The following is a 15489-nucleotide window of genomic DNA, read 5'->3' on the forward strand; positions in this document are numbered from 1 at the left end:
GTGGGCGGCGCGCGCGTGCCGGTAGTCTGAATCGCATGTGTGGAATCGTTGGATACGTCGGCTCGAAGGTCGACGAGCGCGCTGAGGCCGTCGTGATGGAGGGCCTCGCCCGCCTCGAGTACCGCGGCTACGACTCGGCCGGCATCGCCCTGGTGACGGGCGATCACGTCTCGACGGCGAAGAAGGCCGGCAAGCTGGCCAACCTGCGCGCCGAGCTGGAGAACCACCCGCTTCCCGCGAGTGCGACCGGCATCGGTCACACGCGCTGGGCGACGCACGGTGGCCCGACGGACGCGAACGCCCACCCGCACCGTGGCGGCACGGACGGCAAGCTGGCGCTCATCCACAACGGCATCATCGAGAACTTCCACCCGCTGCGCGCGCAGCTGCTCGAGGACGGCGTCGAGTTCGCGTCCGAGACGGACACCGAGGTCGTCGCGCACCTTCTCGCGAAGGCGTACGCGGGCGATCTGAAGGCCGCGATGCTCGAGGTCGTCAACCGTCTCGAGGGCGCGTTCACGCTCCTCGCCGTGCACGCCGACAGCCCGAACCAGGTCGTCGCGGCGCGCCGCAACTCGCCGCTCGTCATCGGCCTCGGTGAGGGCGAGAACTTCCTCGGCTCCGACGTCGCCGCCTTCATCGGGTACACCAAGGAGGCGATGGAGGTCGACCAGGACCAGGTCGTCGTCATCACCCCCGAGGCCGTCGAGGTGCGCAACTTCGACGGTTCCGCGGCGCAGGGCAAGACGTTCCACGTCGACTGGGACGCGGCGTCCGCCGAGAAGGGCGGCTACGACACGTTCATGGAGAAGGAGATTTTCGACCAGCCGGACGCGGTGCGCGACACGCTGCTCGGCCGTACGGACGAGGCGGGGCGCCTGACGCTCGACGAGATCCGCATCTCCGAAGAGGACCTCAAGGCCATCGGCCGCATCACGATCGTCGCGTGTGGCACGGCCGCGTACGCGGGCATGGTCGCCAAGTACGCGATCGAGCACTGGACGCGCATCCCGGTCGAGGTGTCGCTCGCGCACGAGTTCCGCTACTGCGACCCGATCGTCTCCGAGCGCACGCTGGTCGTGTCGATCTCGCAGTCGGGCGAGACGATGGACACGCTCATGGCCGTCAAGCACGCCAAGGAGCTCGGCGCCCGCACGCTGTCGATCTGCAACACGCACGGCGCGACGATTCCGCGCGAGTCCGACGCCGTGCTCTACACGCACGCCGGCCCGGAGATCGCGGTCGCCTCGACGAAGGCGTTCCTCGCGCAGATCACGGCCTGCTACATCCTCGGCCTCTACCTCGCGCAGCTGCGCGGCGGCACGTACGCCGACGACGCGGCCAAGGTCATGGGTGAGCTGCAGGAGATGCCGGCCAAGATCGAGGAGGTGCTCGGCCACCTCGAGCGCACCCGCGAGATCGCCCGCTTCATGGCCGACACCCGCTCGGTGCTGTTCCTCGGCCGCAACGTCGGCTACCCGATCGCGATGGAGGGTGCGCTCAAGCTCAAGGAGCTCGCCTACATCCACGCCGAGGGCTTCGCCGCCGGTGAGCTCAAGCACGGCCCGATCGCGCTGATCGACGCCGGGCAGCCGGTGTTCATCGTGGTGCCCGGACCCGACACGCCGCACGGTCTGCACGGCAAGGTCGTCTCCAACATCCAGGAGATCCGTGCGCGCGGCGCACGTACGCTCGTCATCGCGGAGGAGGGCGACGAAGCCGTCGTGCCGTTCGCGGACGAGGTCATCCGCATCCCGAAGTCGGCTCCGCTGCTCGCACCGCTGCTCGCCATCGTGCCGCTGCAGGTGTTCTCCCTCGAACTGTCGACGGCCAAGGGCCTCGACGTCGACCAGCCGCGCAACCTGGCCAAGAGCGTCACCGTGGAGTGACGTGCGCCGGCGCCGACGGGGGCGCTCCCACCATCGTGTGGGGGCGCCCCGTCGTGTGCCGGCGACCTGCGTCGCGAGACCCGATCGACCCGTTCGTCAACGACGGCGCCGTGTTGCTCGGGGGCGCGGTCTCGAGGCGACAAGTGATTGACTGAACGCATGATCGTGGGAGTGGGCATCGACGTCGTCGAGATTGACCGGTTCGCCGAGACACTGGAAAGCTCGCCGGGAATGCGTGAGCGCTTGTTCACACCGCTGGAGCGTGATCTGCACGTGCGCTCGCTCGCGGCCCGGTTCGCGGCGAAGGAGGCGTTGAGCAAGGCGCTCGGCGCGCCGCCCGGGATGAGCTGGCAGGACGCGGAGGTCGACACCAACGCGCAGGGGCAACCGTTCCTGCGCACGGGCGGGACGGTCGCCTCCCGCATGGACGACCTCGGTGTCGACGCTCTGCACCTCTCGCTGACTCACGACGGTGGCATCGCGTCGGCCGTCGTCATCGCGGAGGCATGACGATGAGTTGCACTACGGGTCACGGCAGCTGGGGCGACGGTGGCTTCGCGTCGGCCGTCGGGCGAGGAGGCATGACGATGGAGAACGACATCGAGTACGTCGGGCGGCTCGACGGTGACGACCTGCTGCGGACGGCGTCGGTGACGTGGGTTCGTGAGGCGGAGAAGGCGAGCGGCGAGCTGCTGACGAGCGGCACGCTCATGCAGCGCGCTGCCGCTGCGGTGGCGCGCGTCGTCGCCGATGAGGTGCGCAGGCTGCGCGCTGAGCGCGTCGTCGTGCTCGTCGGGCCTGGGAACAACGGCGGTGACGCGCTGTTCGTTGCCCGTGACCTCGCGCGCGACTTCGGAGTGCGTGCCGACGTCGTGCTCGTCGCCGGCAAGGCGCACGAGGAGGGTCTCGCCGCGGTGCGCGACGCGGGTCTCGACGTCATCGAGCACCCGCAGGGGCCGCACAGCGAGTGCGGTGGCGAACACTGCGACGGGCCACGCTCGCTGCAGACCATCACGGCCGCGGACCTCGTCGTCGACGGCATTCTGGGCATCGGCGCGCGCGCCTCGCGGGGCTCGAGCGGCTCGCATGGCGAGGACGACTCGGACGCGGCGCCGTGGGCATCCGCCGTACGGGCGATCGGGCGCGAGACGCACGTCGTCGCCGTCGACTGCCCGACACCTGGCATCACGGCTGACTGCACGGTGACGTTCGGAGCACTCAAGACGTCGATGCTGCTCGACCCACGCGCGGCGGGTGAGGTGGTAGTCGTCGACATCGGGCTCGCCGAGCTCGACGGTCTGAGCACCGATGCGCTGCGATGGAGCGTGCAGCAGTACGCGGGACGCTGGCCGATTCCTGGACCGCACGACCACAAGTACACGCGCGGCGTCGTCGGCATGGCGACGGGCAGCAACGCGTTTCCCGGTGCGGCGGTACTCGGGACGGTGGCGGCCGCGACGGTCGGCGCCGGCATGGTGCGGTACGTGGGGCCGTCACGTCCGTCCGACCTCGTGCTCGCCGCCGTCCCCGAGGCCGTCCACGGCATGGGCCGGGTGCAGGCCTGGGTCGTTGGTTCCGGCATCGATGGCGTGAGCGAGCGCGAGAAGAACTCCGAACGCTACGAGAGCGCGATAGAGGTGCTCGGCGAGGCCGTTCCCGTCGTCATCGACGCCGGCGCGCTGACATGGCTCGACGAGATCGAGCGGCCCGAGGGCAGCGTCACCGTCATCACGCCGCATGCGGGGGAACTCGCGTCAGCGCTGGCGTTGCTCGGCATCACCGACGACGGTGACGACGTGACGCGTGAGGCCGTCGAAGCCGACCCCGTGCGGTGGGCTCGTCGCATGGCCGACGAGACGGGATACGTCGTGCTGCTCAAGGGCGGCGCGACCGTCATCGCGCGTCCGGCGCAACGATCAGCCGATGGCATCGCGTACGACCGGGCTGTTTTCGTCGAGAACCGCTCGCCGAACTGGCTCGCGACGGCCGGGACGGGCGACGTCCTCGCGGGCATCGTCGGGGTGGCGCTCGCAGCGGGGATCGAGGCGTCGGCAGCATGCAGCGTCGCGACGTACATCCACGGGCGGGCGGCGCACCTGGCGAACCCCGGCGGCCCGGTGCGGGCGCTCGACGTCGCCTCGAACGTCGGACGCGCCATCGCCGAGCTCGTCGAGATCAAGACGAGATTCGACGACGACCTGCACGCCGGCCGCCTCTGACGTCCGTGCACCACCGCGTCCGCCCTGCGAACGGCGTCCGCCTCTGCAAGTTTCGTCCACATCCGCGATTCCTGTGCCCATTGGCGAACGGCGTCCCCCTTCGCGATTCCCGTCCCCATCGGCGATTCTTGTCCACATTCATGTGGTGACGGCGGCTGCAGGCGCACCTCGAACCTGGCATGGCAACGTCTGTTCAATGTGGACGAAAATCGCCGATGGGGACGGGAATCGCCGTTGGGGCGGGATCGGGGTGCTGAGTGCGGGCGGGGTGGGTGAGAAAATGGGCGCATCATGACTCACTCAGCCGCCCCAGCACTGCTCGGCAACGCGCCGGCGCGCGTCGTCGTCGATCTCGATGCCATCGCCGACAACGCCAACGAGATGACGCGTCGCGCCGAGGGCGCCTCCGTTCTCGGTGTCGTCAAGGGCGACGCGTACGGTCACGGTCTCGTGCCGAGCGCCCGCGCCGCCGTCAACGGGGGCGCGACGTGGCTCGGTGTCGCGCAGTTGGCTGAGGCGATGACGCTTCGTCGCGCGGCCGCCGAGGGCGCCGGCGACCTCGATGTTCCGGTGCTGTCGTGGCTGCACGCTCCCGGCTCACCGTTCGCCGATGCCATCGAGGCGCGCATCGATCTCGGGGCGCCGTCCGTCGGCGAACTCGACGGGATCGCTGCCGCGGCGCGCCGCGTCGGGCGTCGGGCGCGCGTGCACCTCAAGGTCGACACGGGCCTCGCCCGCAACGGCGCCTATGGGGACGACTGGCCGCGCCTCGTCGAGGCTGCGAAGGCTGCTCAGGCAACGGGTGACGTCGAGGTCGTCGGATTGATGACGCACTTCGTGCGCGCGGACGAACCCGGCCACCCCGAGAACACCGCCCAGATCGAACGGTTCACCTCCGCCGCAACCGACTGTGAAAGTGCCGGGTTCGAACTCGAGGTGCGGCACATGTCGAACTCGCCGGCGACGTTCTTCCTGCCAGAGGCGCGCTTCGACCTCGTCCGCCCCGGGCTCGCGCTCTACGGGCTCTCGCCCGCACCCGACCTCGCGACGAGCGAGGAGCTGACGCTGCGCCCCGCGATGTCGATCACCGCGAACGTCACGGTGACGAAGCGCGTACCGGCCGGGCAGGGCGTGAGTTACGGCCACACGTACACGACGCCGCGTGAGACGACGCTCGCCGACATCCCCGTCGGGTACGCAGACGGCGTGCCGCGCGCCGCGTCGAACGTCGGCCCGCTCCTGGTGGCGGGCGCGCGCACCACCATTGCCGGCCGCGTCTGCATGGACCAGATCGTCACCGACGCCGGGGACGCCGCCGTCGCGGCCGGCGATGAGGTCGTGCTGTTCGGGCGCGCGTCCGACGGCACCCAGGGCCCGAGCGCCCAGGACTGGGCTGACGCCGCCGGCACGATCAGCTACGAGATCGTCACGCGCATGAGCACGCGGCTGCCGCGCGTCTATACGGGAAGCCTGGCGAAGGAGCTCGGACTGTGAATGACCTGGTGATTCGCGGCAGCAAGTACCTGCCCGACGCCGACGCGACGACCGCGTTCGGTGCGGCGCTCGCGGGTGTGCTGCGCGCGGGGGACGTCGTCGTCATGACGGGCGATCTCGGAGCAGGCAAGACGACGATGACGCGCGGCCTCGGTGCGGCACTGAACGTGCGGGGTGATGTCACGAGCCCGACGTTCGTCATCGCGCGTGAGCACCCGTCGCTGGGTGACGGGCCGGCCCTCGTCCACGTCGACGCCTACCGACTCGGCGGGTTCGGTGAACTCGACGACCTCGACCTCGACACGTCCGTCGACGACGCCGTCACCGTCGTCGAATGGGGCGCCGGGATGGCCGAGGGGCTGTCCGAGGACCGGTTGCACCTCACGTTGACCGGGCTCGACGACCGCACCGTCACCGTCGAGACGGCCGGGCCGCGCTGGGCGGACATCGACCTCGTCGCGGCTCTGGGGCTCGTCGCCGACTGAGCATCGCAGCCAGCACCTGCGTCGCTGCACGAGAAATGTGCATCTGCACGAGGAATGTCACGCACATTCGTCCTGCAGATGCACATTTCTCGTGCAGCGGTCGTGACCGCGCCGCAGCCGCAGCCTCGGGCAACGTGTGCGTTCCGCGTCGGCCGGTACCTCGCCCGGAGCTGCTCGACGCGAGCCCTCCGCGCCCAGCCGGCCGGCAGCTTCGTCAGGCGAGTTGCGTCCCGCCGATAAGCTGGATAGGTGCTTCTCGCGATCGATACGTCCACCTCCGCCGTCACGGCAGCCCTTCACGACGGGCGTGACGTCGTCGCCCGCACCTCGACGATCGACGCGCGGCGTCACACCGAGATCCTGGCACCCGCGATCGAGGCGATGTTCGCGGAAACCGACGTGGCGCCCGGGGACCTGTCACGCGTCGCCGTCGGCGTGGGGCCGGGGCCGTTCACCGGATTGCGCGTCGGCATCATGACGGCGATGACGTTCGCGTACGCCCTCGACCTGCCCATCGGTGGCGTGTGCTCCCTCGACGCCCTCGCGCATCGTGCGCAGACGCTCGGGATGCGCGGTCCGCTGCTCGTCGCGACGGACGCGCGCCGCAAGGAGATCTACTGGGCGCATTACGACCTCGACGGTGGGCCGATCGTCTCGGGCGACCCGGCCGTCGACAAGGCCGCCGCGGTCGCCGAACAGCTCGGTGACATTCCCGCCGTCGGTCGCGGTGCGAGGCTCTACGCCGACGTTCTCCATGACGCGACGCGGGCAGCCGCGGCCGGTGCTGTCGACACGTCCGGCGACGCGGCCCTGACGGGAGCAGGCGAGGCTGAGGTGCTGCTCGACGTCGACGCCGCCGACCTCGCGATCGTCGCGCACGAACGCGTCATGGCGGGGGAGCGCCTGCTCGACACCGAACCTCTCTACCTGCGCCGCCCTGACGCCGTGCCCGCTGCTGCGGCACCCATCGCGCGCGTTCTTGGTCGATGAACAGCGTTGCACCGCAGGGTTTGTCGGCTATTCCATCGAGTGATTCGTCAGTGGCCCGCCTCACGGATCACACCCCGTCACCAGAGCCCGCTGCGCAGCCTGCCGCGGCGACGGCGAGTGCTGACGTCGCCCTGCGCCCCGCCACCTGGCGCGACATCGAGACCCTCGCGGCCCTCGATGCGCAGCTGTTCGAGCACGACGCGTGGCGCGAACGCACGTGGTGGGACGAGTTCGCCGCACGCCCGCGCCGTCAGTACGTCGTCGCAGTGGGCGCTGCTGTGCCGCAGCAGCGCGTCGTGGCTGACGGCACGGCGCACGCCCCAGAGGCCTCGCCGGACGACGCCGATGATCGCGAGCCAAGCGCACCGTCGATGCCGCGAACCGACGGCGCACCTCACGTCTCGGCGAATGGTCACCCAGAACACATCCTCGGCTACGCCGGGCTCGACGTGGCCGGCAGCACTGCCGACGTCATGACGATCGCCGTCACCCCCGAGGCGCGCGGCACAGGGCTGGGGCGTCGGCTGCTCGATCACCTCGTCACAGCCGCCACGCACGCGGGCGCCGAAGCCCTGCTGCTCGAGGTGCGCGCCGACAACGACCCTGCGCTGCGTCTCTACGAACGCGCCGGGTTCGATCGCCTCACCGTGCGCCGCCGCTACTACCAACCCGGTGACGTCGACGCCGTCATCCTGCGCAAGCTCCTGAAGGAGACCCGATGAGCCTCACCGCCACCCGCGAACCCCTCGTCCTCGGCATCGAGAGTTCGTGCGACGAGACAGGCATCGGCCTCGTGCGCGGCACGACGCTGCTCGCCAACGAGGTTGCGAGTTCGATGGATCTGCACGCCCGCTTCGGTGGCGTCGTGCCCGAGATCGCGAGCCGCGCGCACCTCGAGGCGCTGATCCCGTCGCTGAGTCGCGCCTGCGACACGGCGGGCGTCAAGCTCACCGACGTCGACGCGATCGCCGTCACCGTCGGCCCAGGTCTCGCCGGTGCGCTCATGGTCGGTGTCGCGGCAGCGAAGGCCCTGTCGATCGCCCTCGACAAGCCGCTCTACGGCGTCAACCACCTCGCGGCGCACGTCGCCGTCGACATGCTCGAGCACGGCCCGCTGCCGGAACCGACGATGGGGCTGCTCGTCTCCGGCGGCCACACGAACCTGCTCTACGTGCCCGACATCGCGACGGACGTGCGCAGCCTCGGCAACACGATCGACGACGCGTGCGGCGAGGCGTTCGACAAGGTAGCGCGCGTACTCGGCCTGCCCTACCCGGGCGGCCCGGCGATCGACGAGGCGGCCAAGGACGGCGACCCGAAGGCCATCCCGTTCCCGCGTGGGTTGTCGACGAAGAAGGACCTCGAGAAGCACCGGTACGACTTCTCGTTCAGCGGCCTCAAGACGTCCGTCACCCGCTGGGTCGCGACGAAACAGGCTGCCGGGGAAGAGGTTCCGGTCGCCGATGTCGCCGCGTCCTTCCAGGAGGCCGTCGTCGACGTCATCACGAAGAAGGCCGTCATGGCTTGCCGCGACTACGAGTGCGACAACCTCATGGTCGGCGGGGGCGTCTCGGCCAACTCGCGGCTTCGCACGGTGCTCGAGCAGCGTTGCACGTCGGCGGGCATCTCGATCCGCGTGCCGAAACTGAGCCTGTGCACCGACAACGGCGCGATGGTCGCGACGCTCGGCGCGCACCTCGTCGCGAAGGGCATCGCACCGTCGACGCTCGCCGTGCCCGCCGACTCCTCCATGCCGATCGGACAGGTGATGGGATGACCCCGCGCACCCCCGCAACCACCCCTGTTACCGGCACGCCTGACGTCGCCCCCGCGGGCGTCGCTCTCGCCGCCGACCAGGCCCGACTCGCGCCCCGCCGACGCCGCGTCCGCCTGACGGTCGTCGCCGCCGCAACGTTGTCGATGACGCTCGCCTCGTGCAGTTCGTCGGACGACGGCAAGCCCGCGTCATCGTCCGGATCGTCGGCATCGTCGAAGGCGTCCGGTTCGGCCGGCGCATCGGCGCCGGCTGACGGAAATCGCACCCAGGCCGACACAGGCCTGCCGACACAGGCAGAGCTCGACGCCGCTACGGGTGACGTCTCGAAGCTGACGACGAAGCAGCTCGCCGGGCAGGTCATCGTCGGGTACTACCAGGGCACGAGCCCGCAGGCGGCCGCCGATGCAGTGCGTCGCAATGGCCTCGGCGGGGTCATCATCATGGGCGACAACGTGCCGAGCAACCCCACGGACGAGTCAGCGGGCTTGCCGGCCGTCACGAAAGCGGTGCAGGGCGCCGTCAAGGAGAGCGGACGGTCGTGGCCGGCCGTCATCGGCATCGATCAGGAGGGCGGTCCGGTCACCCGCATCACCTCCGGCGTCACCCCGCTGCCGGGTGCGATGGCCTACGGCGCCGCCGACGATGCGGCGCTCGCGACGCAGCTCGCCAAGGACGAAGGCCAGGAGCTGCGTTCGCTCGGCGTGACGATGAACTTCGCGCCCGACGCGGACGTCACTGTCGGCCCGAGCGACCCGACGATCGGCGTGCGCTCGCCGAGCAGCGACCCGCAGCGCGTCGCGCGAGCTGTCAACGCGCAGGTCGCCGGTTACCAGCAGGCCGGCATCGTGCCCGTCATCAAACACTTTCCGGGCCACGGCTCGGTGACGACGGACACGCATGTCGACTACGCCGTCCAGGCTCAGTCGGTCGAGCAGCTCATGAAGCGCGACTGGGTGCCGTTCGCCTCGGCGAGCAAGGCCGGCGTGCCCGCCATCATGACGGCGCACATCGTCGTCAAGGACGTCGACCCCAACGTGCCGAGCACGCTCTCGCCGAAGGTGCTCACGGGCCAGTTGCGCGACAAGCTCGGGTTCAAGGGGCTCATCGTCACCGACGGCATGAACATGGGCGCGATCGTCAAGAAGTTCGATCGCGGCGGCGCTGCAGCGGTGTCGGCGCTCGAGGCCGGAGCCGATGTCGTGCTCATGCCCGCCGACGCGAGCGCGTCGGTGAGCGCGATCGAGAAGGCCGTCGCCTCAGGAGCACTGACGCGCCAGCGGCTCATCAAATCCGCCGCGCGCATCGTCGCGACGACGCGGCACCAGCACGTCAGTGCGCCCGACGCGTCGGTGCGCGGTTCCCATGACGACGACGCGCGCCGTCTCGCGAAGGCGTCGATCACCCAGCTCGGCGGGCGCTGCGGGCGTGACCTCGTCGGGAGCCGTGTGCGGGTCGAAGGGGGGACGGCGGAACATCGAGCGACGCTGACGAAGGAGCTGAAGGCCCGTGGCGTCGACGTCGGACTGCAGGGCACGCGGGTGAACCTGCTCGAAGGGGGCGTGTACAACGCCGGCGAATCGTCCGCCGGCGGGGGAGCGGAGGCGACGTCGCCCGGCACGTCAGGAGTGATCAAGGCCGGAGACAGCGGCGTGCAGATCGCCCTCGACACGCCCTACCCGCTCGCTCTGCGCGGCTCCGACACCGTCGGGCTCGCGGCCTACGGTTCGACGCAGCCGACGTTCGCGGCGCTCGCGGACGTCCTGACCGGCAAGGCCAAGGCCGGCGGGACGCTGCCCGTCGCCGTCGGCAAGGACGGGGTGGGCTCTGCAGCCTGTCGATGAGCGTGCCGCCTTCCGGCGGACCGTCATGCCCCGTGCGCGAGCCCGCTGACACGGCGTCAGCGAAACAGCCAAGCATGCACGAGCGAACCGAGCACCCAGCTGATGCCGACGAACGCCGCGAAGCCGGCGAAGCCTGAACGTCGCTGATCGGGCGCAGGGGCCGTGGAACGGCCGAACCACCCCTCGCGCATCAGGTACCACACGAGGCCGACGCCCATGGGGCAGCCGAAGATCCAGAACCAGCTCCAACGGGTGCCGAAACGGGGCTGGCGGGCGTACAGCGATCCCAGCGCGATCAGCACGCTGAGCAGCATGACGACCCCGTAGGTCTCGACGGTGCCCGAGCCGTCGGCGTAGCTGATCGTGCCCAGCGGCGTGAGCGCGCGGACCGTCGTGACGCGCGTCGACGCAGCCTGGGTCGCGAGCGATCGGTAGAGGGCGGCCGACGGGCTGGACGCGGGGTCGGGCCAGCCGTCCTCGGCGGTGCGCCAGCCGGTGACGCTGAAGTCGCGCGTCACGTGCAGCCCCGAGCTGTCGCTCCAGGCGATCTGCTGCTCCTGCGTCGACGAGAGCGTGCCCGCGCCGTCGCCACCGTTCTCGCGCGGGGTCGTGAAACGCGAATCCTGCCATTCCTGGGAGAGGGGGTCGGCGAGGCCCGGCGTGAAGTGACCGCTCGGGCCGTCGTCGGAGGGGCGCTGCACGACGAGCCAGTGCACGTCGTCGTGCCGCTGCAGGGCGCTGGCCGCGTCGGCCACACTGCCGGAACGCATCGGCGAGGCGAGGATGCTGACGGCCCACACTGCCCAGAGGATGAGAGCGATGCTCATCAGCCAGGTAGCCGTGCCGCTGCGCCCGGGCGCGGACGGTCGTCGGCCTGTGGTTTCGGCAGGAGCAGGTGGCACAGGCGTCGAGTCTTCGGAGAGGGCGCCCGCCTCGGACGTTTGCATGTTCGTCAGTATCGACGGCTCAAGTGCGTCCGAGCTGGGGCGTGGATCTCGGTCAGGTCACGGTTCGCACGCCCATCCTCGAGATCGAGCGATACGGGAGAGTCCGAGCACTGTGGTGCTCGGACTCGCCCACATCGCTCGATCTCACGGATGCGTCAGCGGGCGGGGCGTCAGGGAGGCGGGGCGGCGAGCGTCACAGCGGTTCGACGACGAGTGCCAGGCGCTCGCCGTTGAGCGTCACGAGCACGACCGTCAGGGCGTTCGAGCCCTTGAGCTTGAGCGAGCGGCGCAGCGCGTCGGCGTCGACGTCCACGTCGCGTTTCTTGATCGTGAGGCGGCCGACGGCGCGCTCGCGCAGGTAGGCGCGCAGCGTCTTCTCGTGCAGCGGCACGGAGTCGAGCACGCGGTAGGCGCGTCCCAGCAGCCCGATGTCGACGAGCGCATCGGCCGTGACGTAGCCGTGTCCGGGCGTGAACTCGTGGCCGCCCGTGGCGTCGAGCAGCGCCCCGACGAGGCCGCTGCGCGTCAACGCCTTGTCGGCCTCGTAGAAGTACGGTCCGAGTGACGAGCGGCTTGCGGGCGCGGCGTCGATGCCGTCGAAGTCGGCCTCGATGACGTGCAGGACGTCGGGCGGGACGCGATCGCCGGACGACCTCGAGCCGCCCGGTCGGGGACGCACGATCGTGGCAGATCTGCCGACGTCGCGGACGGCGGCGCCCCACCACACGCTCGCCTCCACGACGTCGCCGGCGTAGGAGACGAACTCGACCTCGCAGCCGCTCGGCACGTCGTGATGGGCCAGGCTCGGCGAGAGCTTGGCGCCTGCCGCGGGGGCGGCGGCCGCGACGTGCTGGATCAGCTCCCAGGTCGGCGTCAGCGCCGCGAGGGAGAACGTGCGCTTCGTGCGCCCGCGGATGTCGGCGACGCCGGGCGTGCGGCGTGCCGGGTCGAACCACCAGGCGGCCCCGGCTTGGTCGAGCGAAGCCGCGACATCCTCGACCCGCCCCGTGACGACGCGACTGCCGGGAAACGACGCGAGGTTCTGGGCGGCCAGGGCCGCGGTTTCCGGATCCGCTTCGACGCCGATGACGTCGAGCCCGGCCTGTGCGAATCCGACGGCGTCGGAACCGATTCCGCAGCCACCGTCGATGACGAGGCTCGCCCCGGCGTCGAGGAACCGCTGCGCGTGCAGACGGGCGATGGGTGCGCGCGTGGCCTGTTCGAGGGCGTCGGGGGTGAAGAACATCGACGCCGCCGCATCACCGAACTTGTCGACGGCCCTGGCCCGCAGCCGGGACTGGGTGAGCGCGGCGGCGACGAGCTCGGGGGAGTGCCCTGCGGCGCGCAGCCGCGTCGTCAGCATGACGACGTTCTTCTCCTCGTAGGGCGGGAGCGAGGCGAGCAGCGCGCGTCCGTCGTCGGTGAACAACTCGTGCACGACGCTCGCATCCATGGCCGCCATTGTGTCATCGGGGGCCCTCGGAGCAGCCCCCGATGCGCTGTGGGCGAACATCGGAAACGAGTTGGCACTCGGCTTGACCGAGTGCCAACGGCGTTACTAGATTCGGTTCCAGCACTCACCCCTGGGTAGTGCCAGTGAGCTCATCCCTCGACCCCCGCGACGGCGAGGCGATATCGGCCCACATGCATGCCACACCGCCACCGGTGGGTGGTGTGGCCAGGGAACGAAAGCATCCGTCCCGCCCGAGAAGATCGGGCGGTCTGCGAAAGGGAAGGTCCTACCGTGTCGGTCAACATCAAGCCGCTCGAAGACCGCATCGTCGTCAAGGCCGTCGAGGCCGAGCAGACCACGGCCTCCGGCCTCGTCATCCCGGACACCGCCAAGGAGAAGCCGCAGGAGGGCGAGGTCATCGCCGTCGGCCCCGGTCGCATCGACGACCACGGCAACCGCGTTCCGGTCGACGTCGCCGTCGGCGACAAGGTCATCTACTCGAAGTACGGCGGCACCGAGGTCAAGTTCGCCGGTACCGAGTACCTCATCCTCTCCGCTCGCGACGTGCTCGCGGTCGTCTCCTGACGATCCGTCGAGCCAGCAGGTGACGACGAGCCCGGCTCAGGTCTGACGGCCGGGCCGGGCTCGTCCTTTCCGCTCACTCGCACTCCACACTCTTCCGCCGCGCGCGTCACGCGCCGCGCGGAGCCTTCGAACGAAAGGTTGAACCATGGCCAAGACGCTTGAATTCAACGACGGCGCCCGCAAGTCCCTCGAGCGAGGTGTCGACGCGCTCGCCAACGCCGTCAAGGTGACGCTCGGCCCCAAGGGCCGCAACGTCGTCATCGACAAGGCGTGGGGCGCCCCCACGATCACGAACGACGGTGTGACGATCGCCCGCGAGGTCGAGCTCGAGGACCCGTACGAGAACCTCGGCGCGCAGCTCGCCAAGGAGGTCGCCACCAAGACGAACGACGTCGCCGGTGACGGTACGACGACCGCGACGGTTCTCGCCCAGGCGCTCGTCAAGGAGGGCCTGCGCAACGTCGCTGCGGGCGCTGCTCCGTCCGGCCTGAAGCGCGGCATCGACAAGGCCGTCACGGCCATCAATGACCAGCTGCTCGCCAACGCGCGCCCCGTCGACGGTCAGGACGACTATGCCAAGGTCGCCTCGCTGTCCGCTCAGGACGCGACGATCGGTGGCCTCATCGGTGAGGCGTTCGCGAAGGTCGGCAAGGACGGCGTCATCACCGTCGAGGAGTCCTCGACCGCCGAAACGAAGCTCGACTACACCGAGGGCATGCAGTTCGACAAGGGCTACCTCTCGCCGTACTTCGTCACCGACCCCGAGCGCATGGAGGCCGTCCTCGAGGACGCCTACATCCTCATCAACCAGGGCAAGATCTCGGCCATCGCCGACCTGCTGCCCGTCCTCGAGAAGGTCGTGCAGTCCGGCAAGCCGCTGCTCATCATCGCCGAGGACATCGAGGGCGAGGCCCTCTCCACGCTCGTCGTCAACAAGATCCGCGGCACGTTCAACGTCGTCGCCGTCAAGGCCCCCGGCTTCGGCGACCGCCGCAAGGCGATGCTGCAGGACATCGCGATCCTCACCGGTGGCCAGGTCATCGCCGAGGAGGTCGGTCTCAAGCTCGAGAACGCCGACCTCGACTCGCTCGGCCAGGCACGCCGCATCCAGGTGACGAAGGACAACACGACGATCATCGACGGCGCTGGCGCCGCTGATGACGTCGCGGGCCGCGTCAAGGAGCTCAAGTCCGAGATCGAGCGCACCGACTCCGACTGGGACCGCGAGAAGCTCCAGGAGCGCCTCGCCAAGCTCGCCGGCGGCGTCTGCGTCATCGCCGTCGGTGCGCACACCGAGGTCGAGATGAAGGAGAAGAAGCACCGCATCGAGGACGCCATCGCGGCCACGCGTGCGGCCATCGAAAAGGGCATCGTCGCAGGTGGTGGTTCGGCCGTCATCCACGCGTCGTCCGCTCTCGACTCGCTCTCGCTCGAGGGTGACGAGGCGACAGGTGCCACGCTCGTCGGCAAGGCCATCGCCGAGCCGCTGCGCTGGATCGCCGAGAACGCCGGCCTCGAGGGCTACGTCGCCGTCTCCAAGGTGCGCGAACTGCCCGTCGGCCAGGGCCTCGACGCCGCGACCGGCGAGTACATCGACCTCGTCGACGCCGGCATCATCGACCCCGTCAAGGTGACCCGCTCCGCGCTCACCAACGCCGCCTCCATCGCCTCGATGGTGCTCACGACCGACACCCTCGTCGTCGAGAAGAAGGAAGAGGAAGAGGCCCCCGCCGCCGGCGGCCACGGCCACAGCCACTGATCCTTCCCTCGCTTCGTCTTCCGGCGGCGGTCTGAGCGGGGCGCATGCGC

At 70.1% G+C, this 15489-nt stretch carries 13 protein-coding genes; 11 read left to right on the forward strand and 2 right to left on the reverse strand.

Going from position 1 to position 15489, the window contains the following annotated elements:
• The first annotated feature begins 35 nt into the window (after positions 1 to 35).
• From glmS to J4Z35_RS11040, 9 genes are all read left to right on the forward strand, one after another.
• Positions 36 to 1889 carry a glutamine--fructose-6-phosphate transaminase (isomerizing) gene (gene glmS / locus J4Z35_RS11000; RefSeq protein ID WP_074040281.1) on the forward strand — a complete coding sequence of 618 codons (1854 nt, stop codon included), beginning with the start codon at positions 36 to 38 and terminating at the stop codon, positions 1887 to 1889.
• Between the two features lie 159 nt (positions 1890 to 2048).
• Positions 2049 to 2399 carry a holo-ACP synthase gene (locus J4Z35_RS11005; protein ID WP_038569133.1) on the forward strand — a complete coding sequence of 117 codons (351 nt, stop codon included), beginning with the start codon at positions 2049 to 2051 and terminating at the stop codon, positions 2397 to 2399.
• A 77-nt stretch (positions 2400 to 2476) separates the two neighbouring features.
• The gene (locus tag J4Z35_RS11010; protein WP_083603883.1) at positions 2477 to 4108 is read left to right on the forward strand and encodes a bifunctional ADP-dependent NAD(P)H-hydrate dehydratase/NAD(P)H-hydrate epimerase; all 1632 of its coding nucleotides are present in this window, start codon (positions 2477 to 2479) and stop codon (positions 4106 to 4108) included.
• A 291-nt stretch (positions 4109 to 4399) separates the two neighbouring features.
• The gene (alr, locus tag J4Z35_RS11015) at positions 4400 to 5602 is read left to right on the forward strand and encodes an alanine racemase (protein WP_062257879.1); all 1203 of its coding nucleotides are present in this window, start codon (positions 4400 to 4402) and stop codon (positions 5600 to 5602) included.
• The gene (tsaE, locus tag J4Z35_RS11020; protein WP_074040283.1) at positions 5599 to 6087 is read left to right on the forward strand and encodes a tRNA (adenosine(37)-N6)-threonylcarbamoyltransferase complex ATPase subunit type 1 TsaE; all 489 of its coding nucleotides are present in this window, start codon (positions 5599 to 5601) and stop codon (positions 6085 to 6087) included. The genes alr and tsaE overlap by 4 nt, the downstream gene beginning before the upstream one ends.
• A 249-nt stretch (positions 6088 to 6336) precedes the next feature.
• Entirely contained in the window at positions 6337 to 7077 is a 741-nt protein-coding gene (tsaB, locus tag J4Z35_RS11025) for a tRNA (adenosine(37)-N6)-threonylcarbamoyltransferase complex dimerization subunit type 1 TsaB (RefSeq protein WP_038569129.1), read from the forward strand.
• Between the two features lie 50 nt (positions 7078 to 7127).
• Positions 7128 to 7799, forward strand: a complete 672-nt coding sequence (gene rimI / locus J4Z35_RS11030; protein WP_038569126.1) for a ribosomal protein S18-alanine N-acetyltransferase — start codon at positions 7128 to 7130, stop codon at positions 7797 to 7799.
• The gene (tsaD, locus tag J4Z35_RS11035) at positions 7796 to 8854 is read left to right on the forward strand and encodes a tRNA (adenosine(37)-N6)-threonylcarbamoyltransferase complex transferase subunit TsaD (protein ID WP_038569123.1); all 1059 of its coding nucleotides are present in this window, start codon (positions 7796 to 7798) and stop codon (positions 8852 to 8854) included. Before rimI ends, tsaD begins: the two co-directional genes overlap by 4 nt.
• Complete coding sequence (locus J4Z35_RS11040; RefSeq protein WP_051806084.1) at positions 8851 to 10695, forward strand: glycoside hydrolase family 3 N-terminal domain-containing protein; 1845 nt, start codon at positions 8851 to 8853, stop codon at positions 10693 to 10695. Before tsaD ends, J4Z35_RS11040 begins: the two co-directional genes overlap by 4 nt.
• Positions 10696 to 10751: 56 nt before the next feature.
• On the opposite strand, the gene J4Z35_RS11045 is transcribed toward J4Z35_RS11040, so the two are convergent.
• The gene (locus J4Z35_RS11045; RefSeq protein ID WP_062257890.1) at positions 10752 to 11522 is read right to left on the reverse strand and encodes a hypothetical protein; all 771 of its coding nucleotides are present in this window, start codon (positions 11520 to 11522) and stop codon (positions 10752 to 10754) included.
• A gap of 313 nt (positions 11523 to 11835) precedes the next feature.
• Positions 11836 to 13095 carry a class I SAM-dependent methyltransferase gene (locus tag J4Z35_RS11050; protein WP_074040369.1) on the reverse strand — a complete coding sequence of 420 codons (1260 nt, stop codon included), beginning with the start codon at positions 13093 to 13095 and terminating at the stop codon, positions 11836 to 11838.
• A gap of 291 nt (positions 13096 to 13386) precedes the next feature.
• Between J4Z35_RS11050 and groES the strand changes: the two genes are divergently transcribed.
• Positions 13387 to 13680: a co-chaperone GroES gene (gene groES / locus J4Z35_RS11055; protein ID WP_006944132.1), complete on the forward strand. Its 294-nt coding sequence runs from the start codon at positions 13387 to 13389 to the stop codon at positions 13678 to 13680.
• A gap of 145 nt (positions 13681 to 13825) precedes the next feature.
• Positions 13826 to 15439, forward strand: coding sequence for a chaperonin GroEL (gene groL / locus J4Z35_RS11060; protein WP_074040285.1), 1614 nt, complete (start codon positions 13826 to 13828; stop codon positions 15437 to 15439).
• The last annotated feature ends 50 nt before the right edge of the window (positions 15440 to 15489 follow it).

This window comes from Dermacoccus sp. NHGro5, assembly GCF_017565385.1.
In the GTDB taxonomy this organism is placed as follows: domain Bacteria; phylum Actinomycetota; class Actinomycetes; order Actinomycetales; family Dermatophilaceae; genus Dermacoccus; species Dermacoccus nishinomiyaensis.

Excerpts from the sequence above, each read along its gene's own strand:
- J4Z35_RS11050 (WP_074040369.1), bottom strand. The coding sequence starts at position 13,095 with ATGGATGCGAGCGTCGTGCACGAGTTGTTCACCGACGACGGACGCGCG.
- J4Z35_RS11010 (WP_083603883.1), top strand. The coding sequence starts at position 2,477 with ATGGAGAACGACATCGAGTACGTCGGGCGGCTCGACGGTGACGACCTG.
- J4Z35_RS11040 (WP_051806084.1), top strand. The coding sequence starts at position 8,851 with ATGACCCCGCGCACCCCCGCAACCACCCCTGTTACCGGCACGCCTGAC.
- J4Z35_RS11045 (WP_062257890.1), bottom strand. The coding sequence starts at position 11,522 with ATGAGCATCGCTCTCATCCTCTGGGCAGTGTGGGCCGTCAGCATCCTC.
- tsaD (WP_038569123.1), top strand. The coding sequence starts at position 7,796 with ATGAGCCTCACCGCCACCCGCGAACCCCTCGTCCTCGGCATCGAGAGT.
- groL (WP_074040285.1), top strand. The coding sequence starts at position 13,826 with ATGGCCAAGACGCTTGAATTCAACGACGGCGCCCGCAAGTCCCTCGAG.
- J4Z35_RS11005 (WP_038569133.1), top strand. The coding sequence starts at position 2,049 with ATGATCGTGGGAGTGGGCATCGACGTCGTCGAGATTGACCGGTTCGCC.
- alr (WP_062257879.1), top strand. The coding sequence starts at position 4,400 with ATGACTCACTCAGCCGCCCCAGCACTGCTCGGCAACGCGCCGGCGCGC.
- glmS (WP_074040281.1), top strand. The coding sequence starts at position 36 with ATGTGTGGAATCGTTGGATACGTCGGCTCGAAGGTCGACGAGCGCGCT.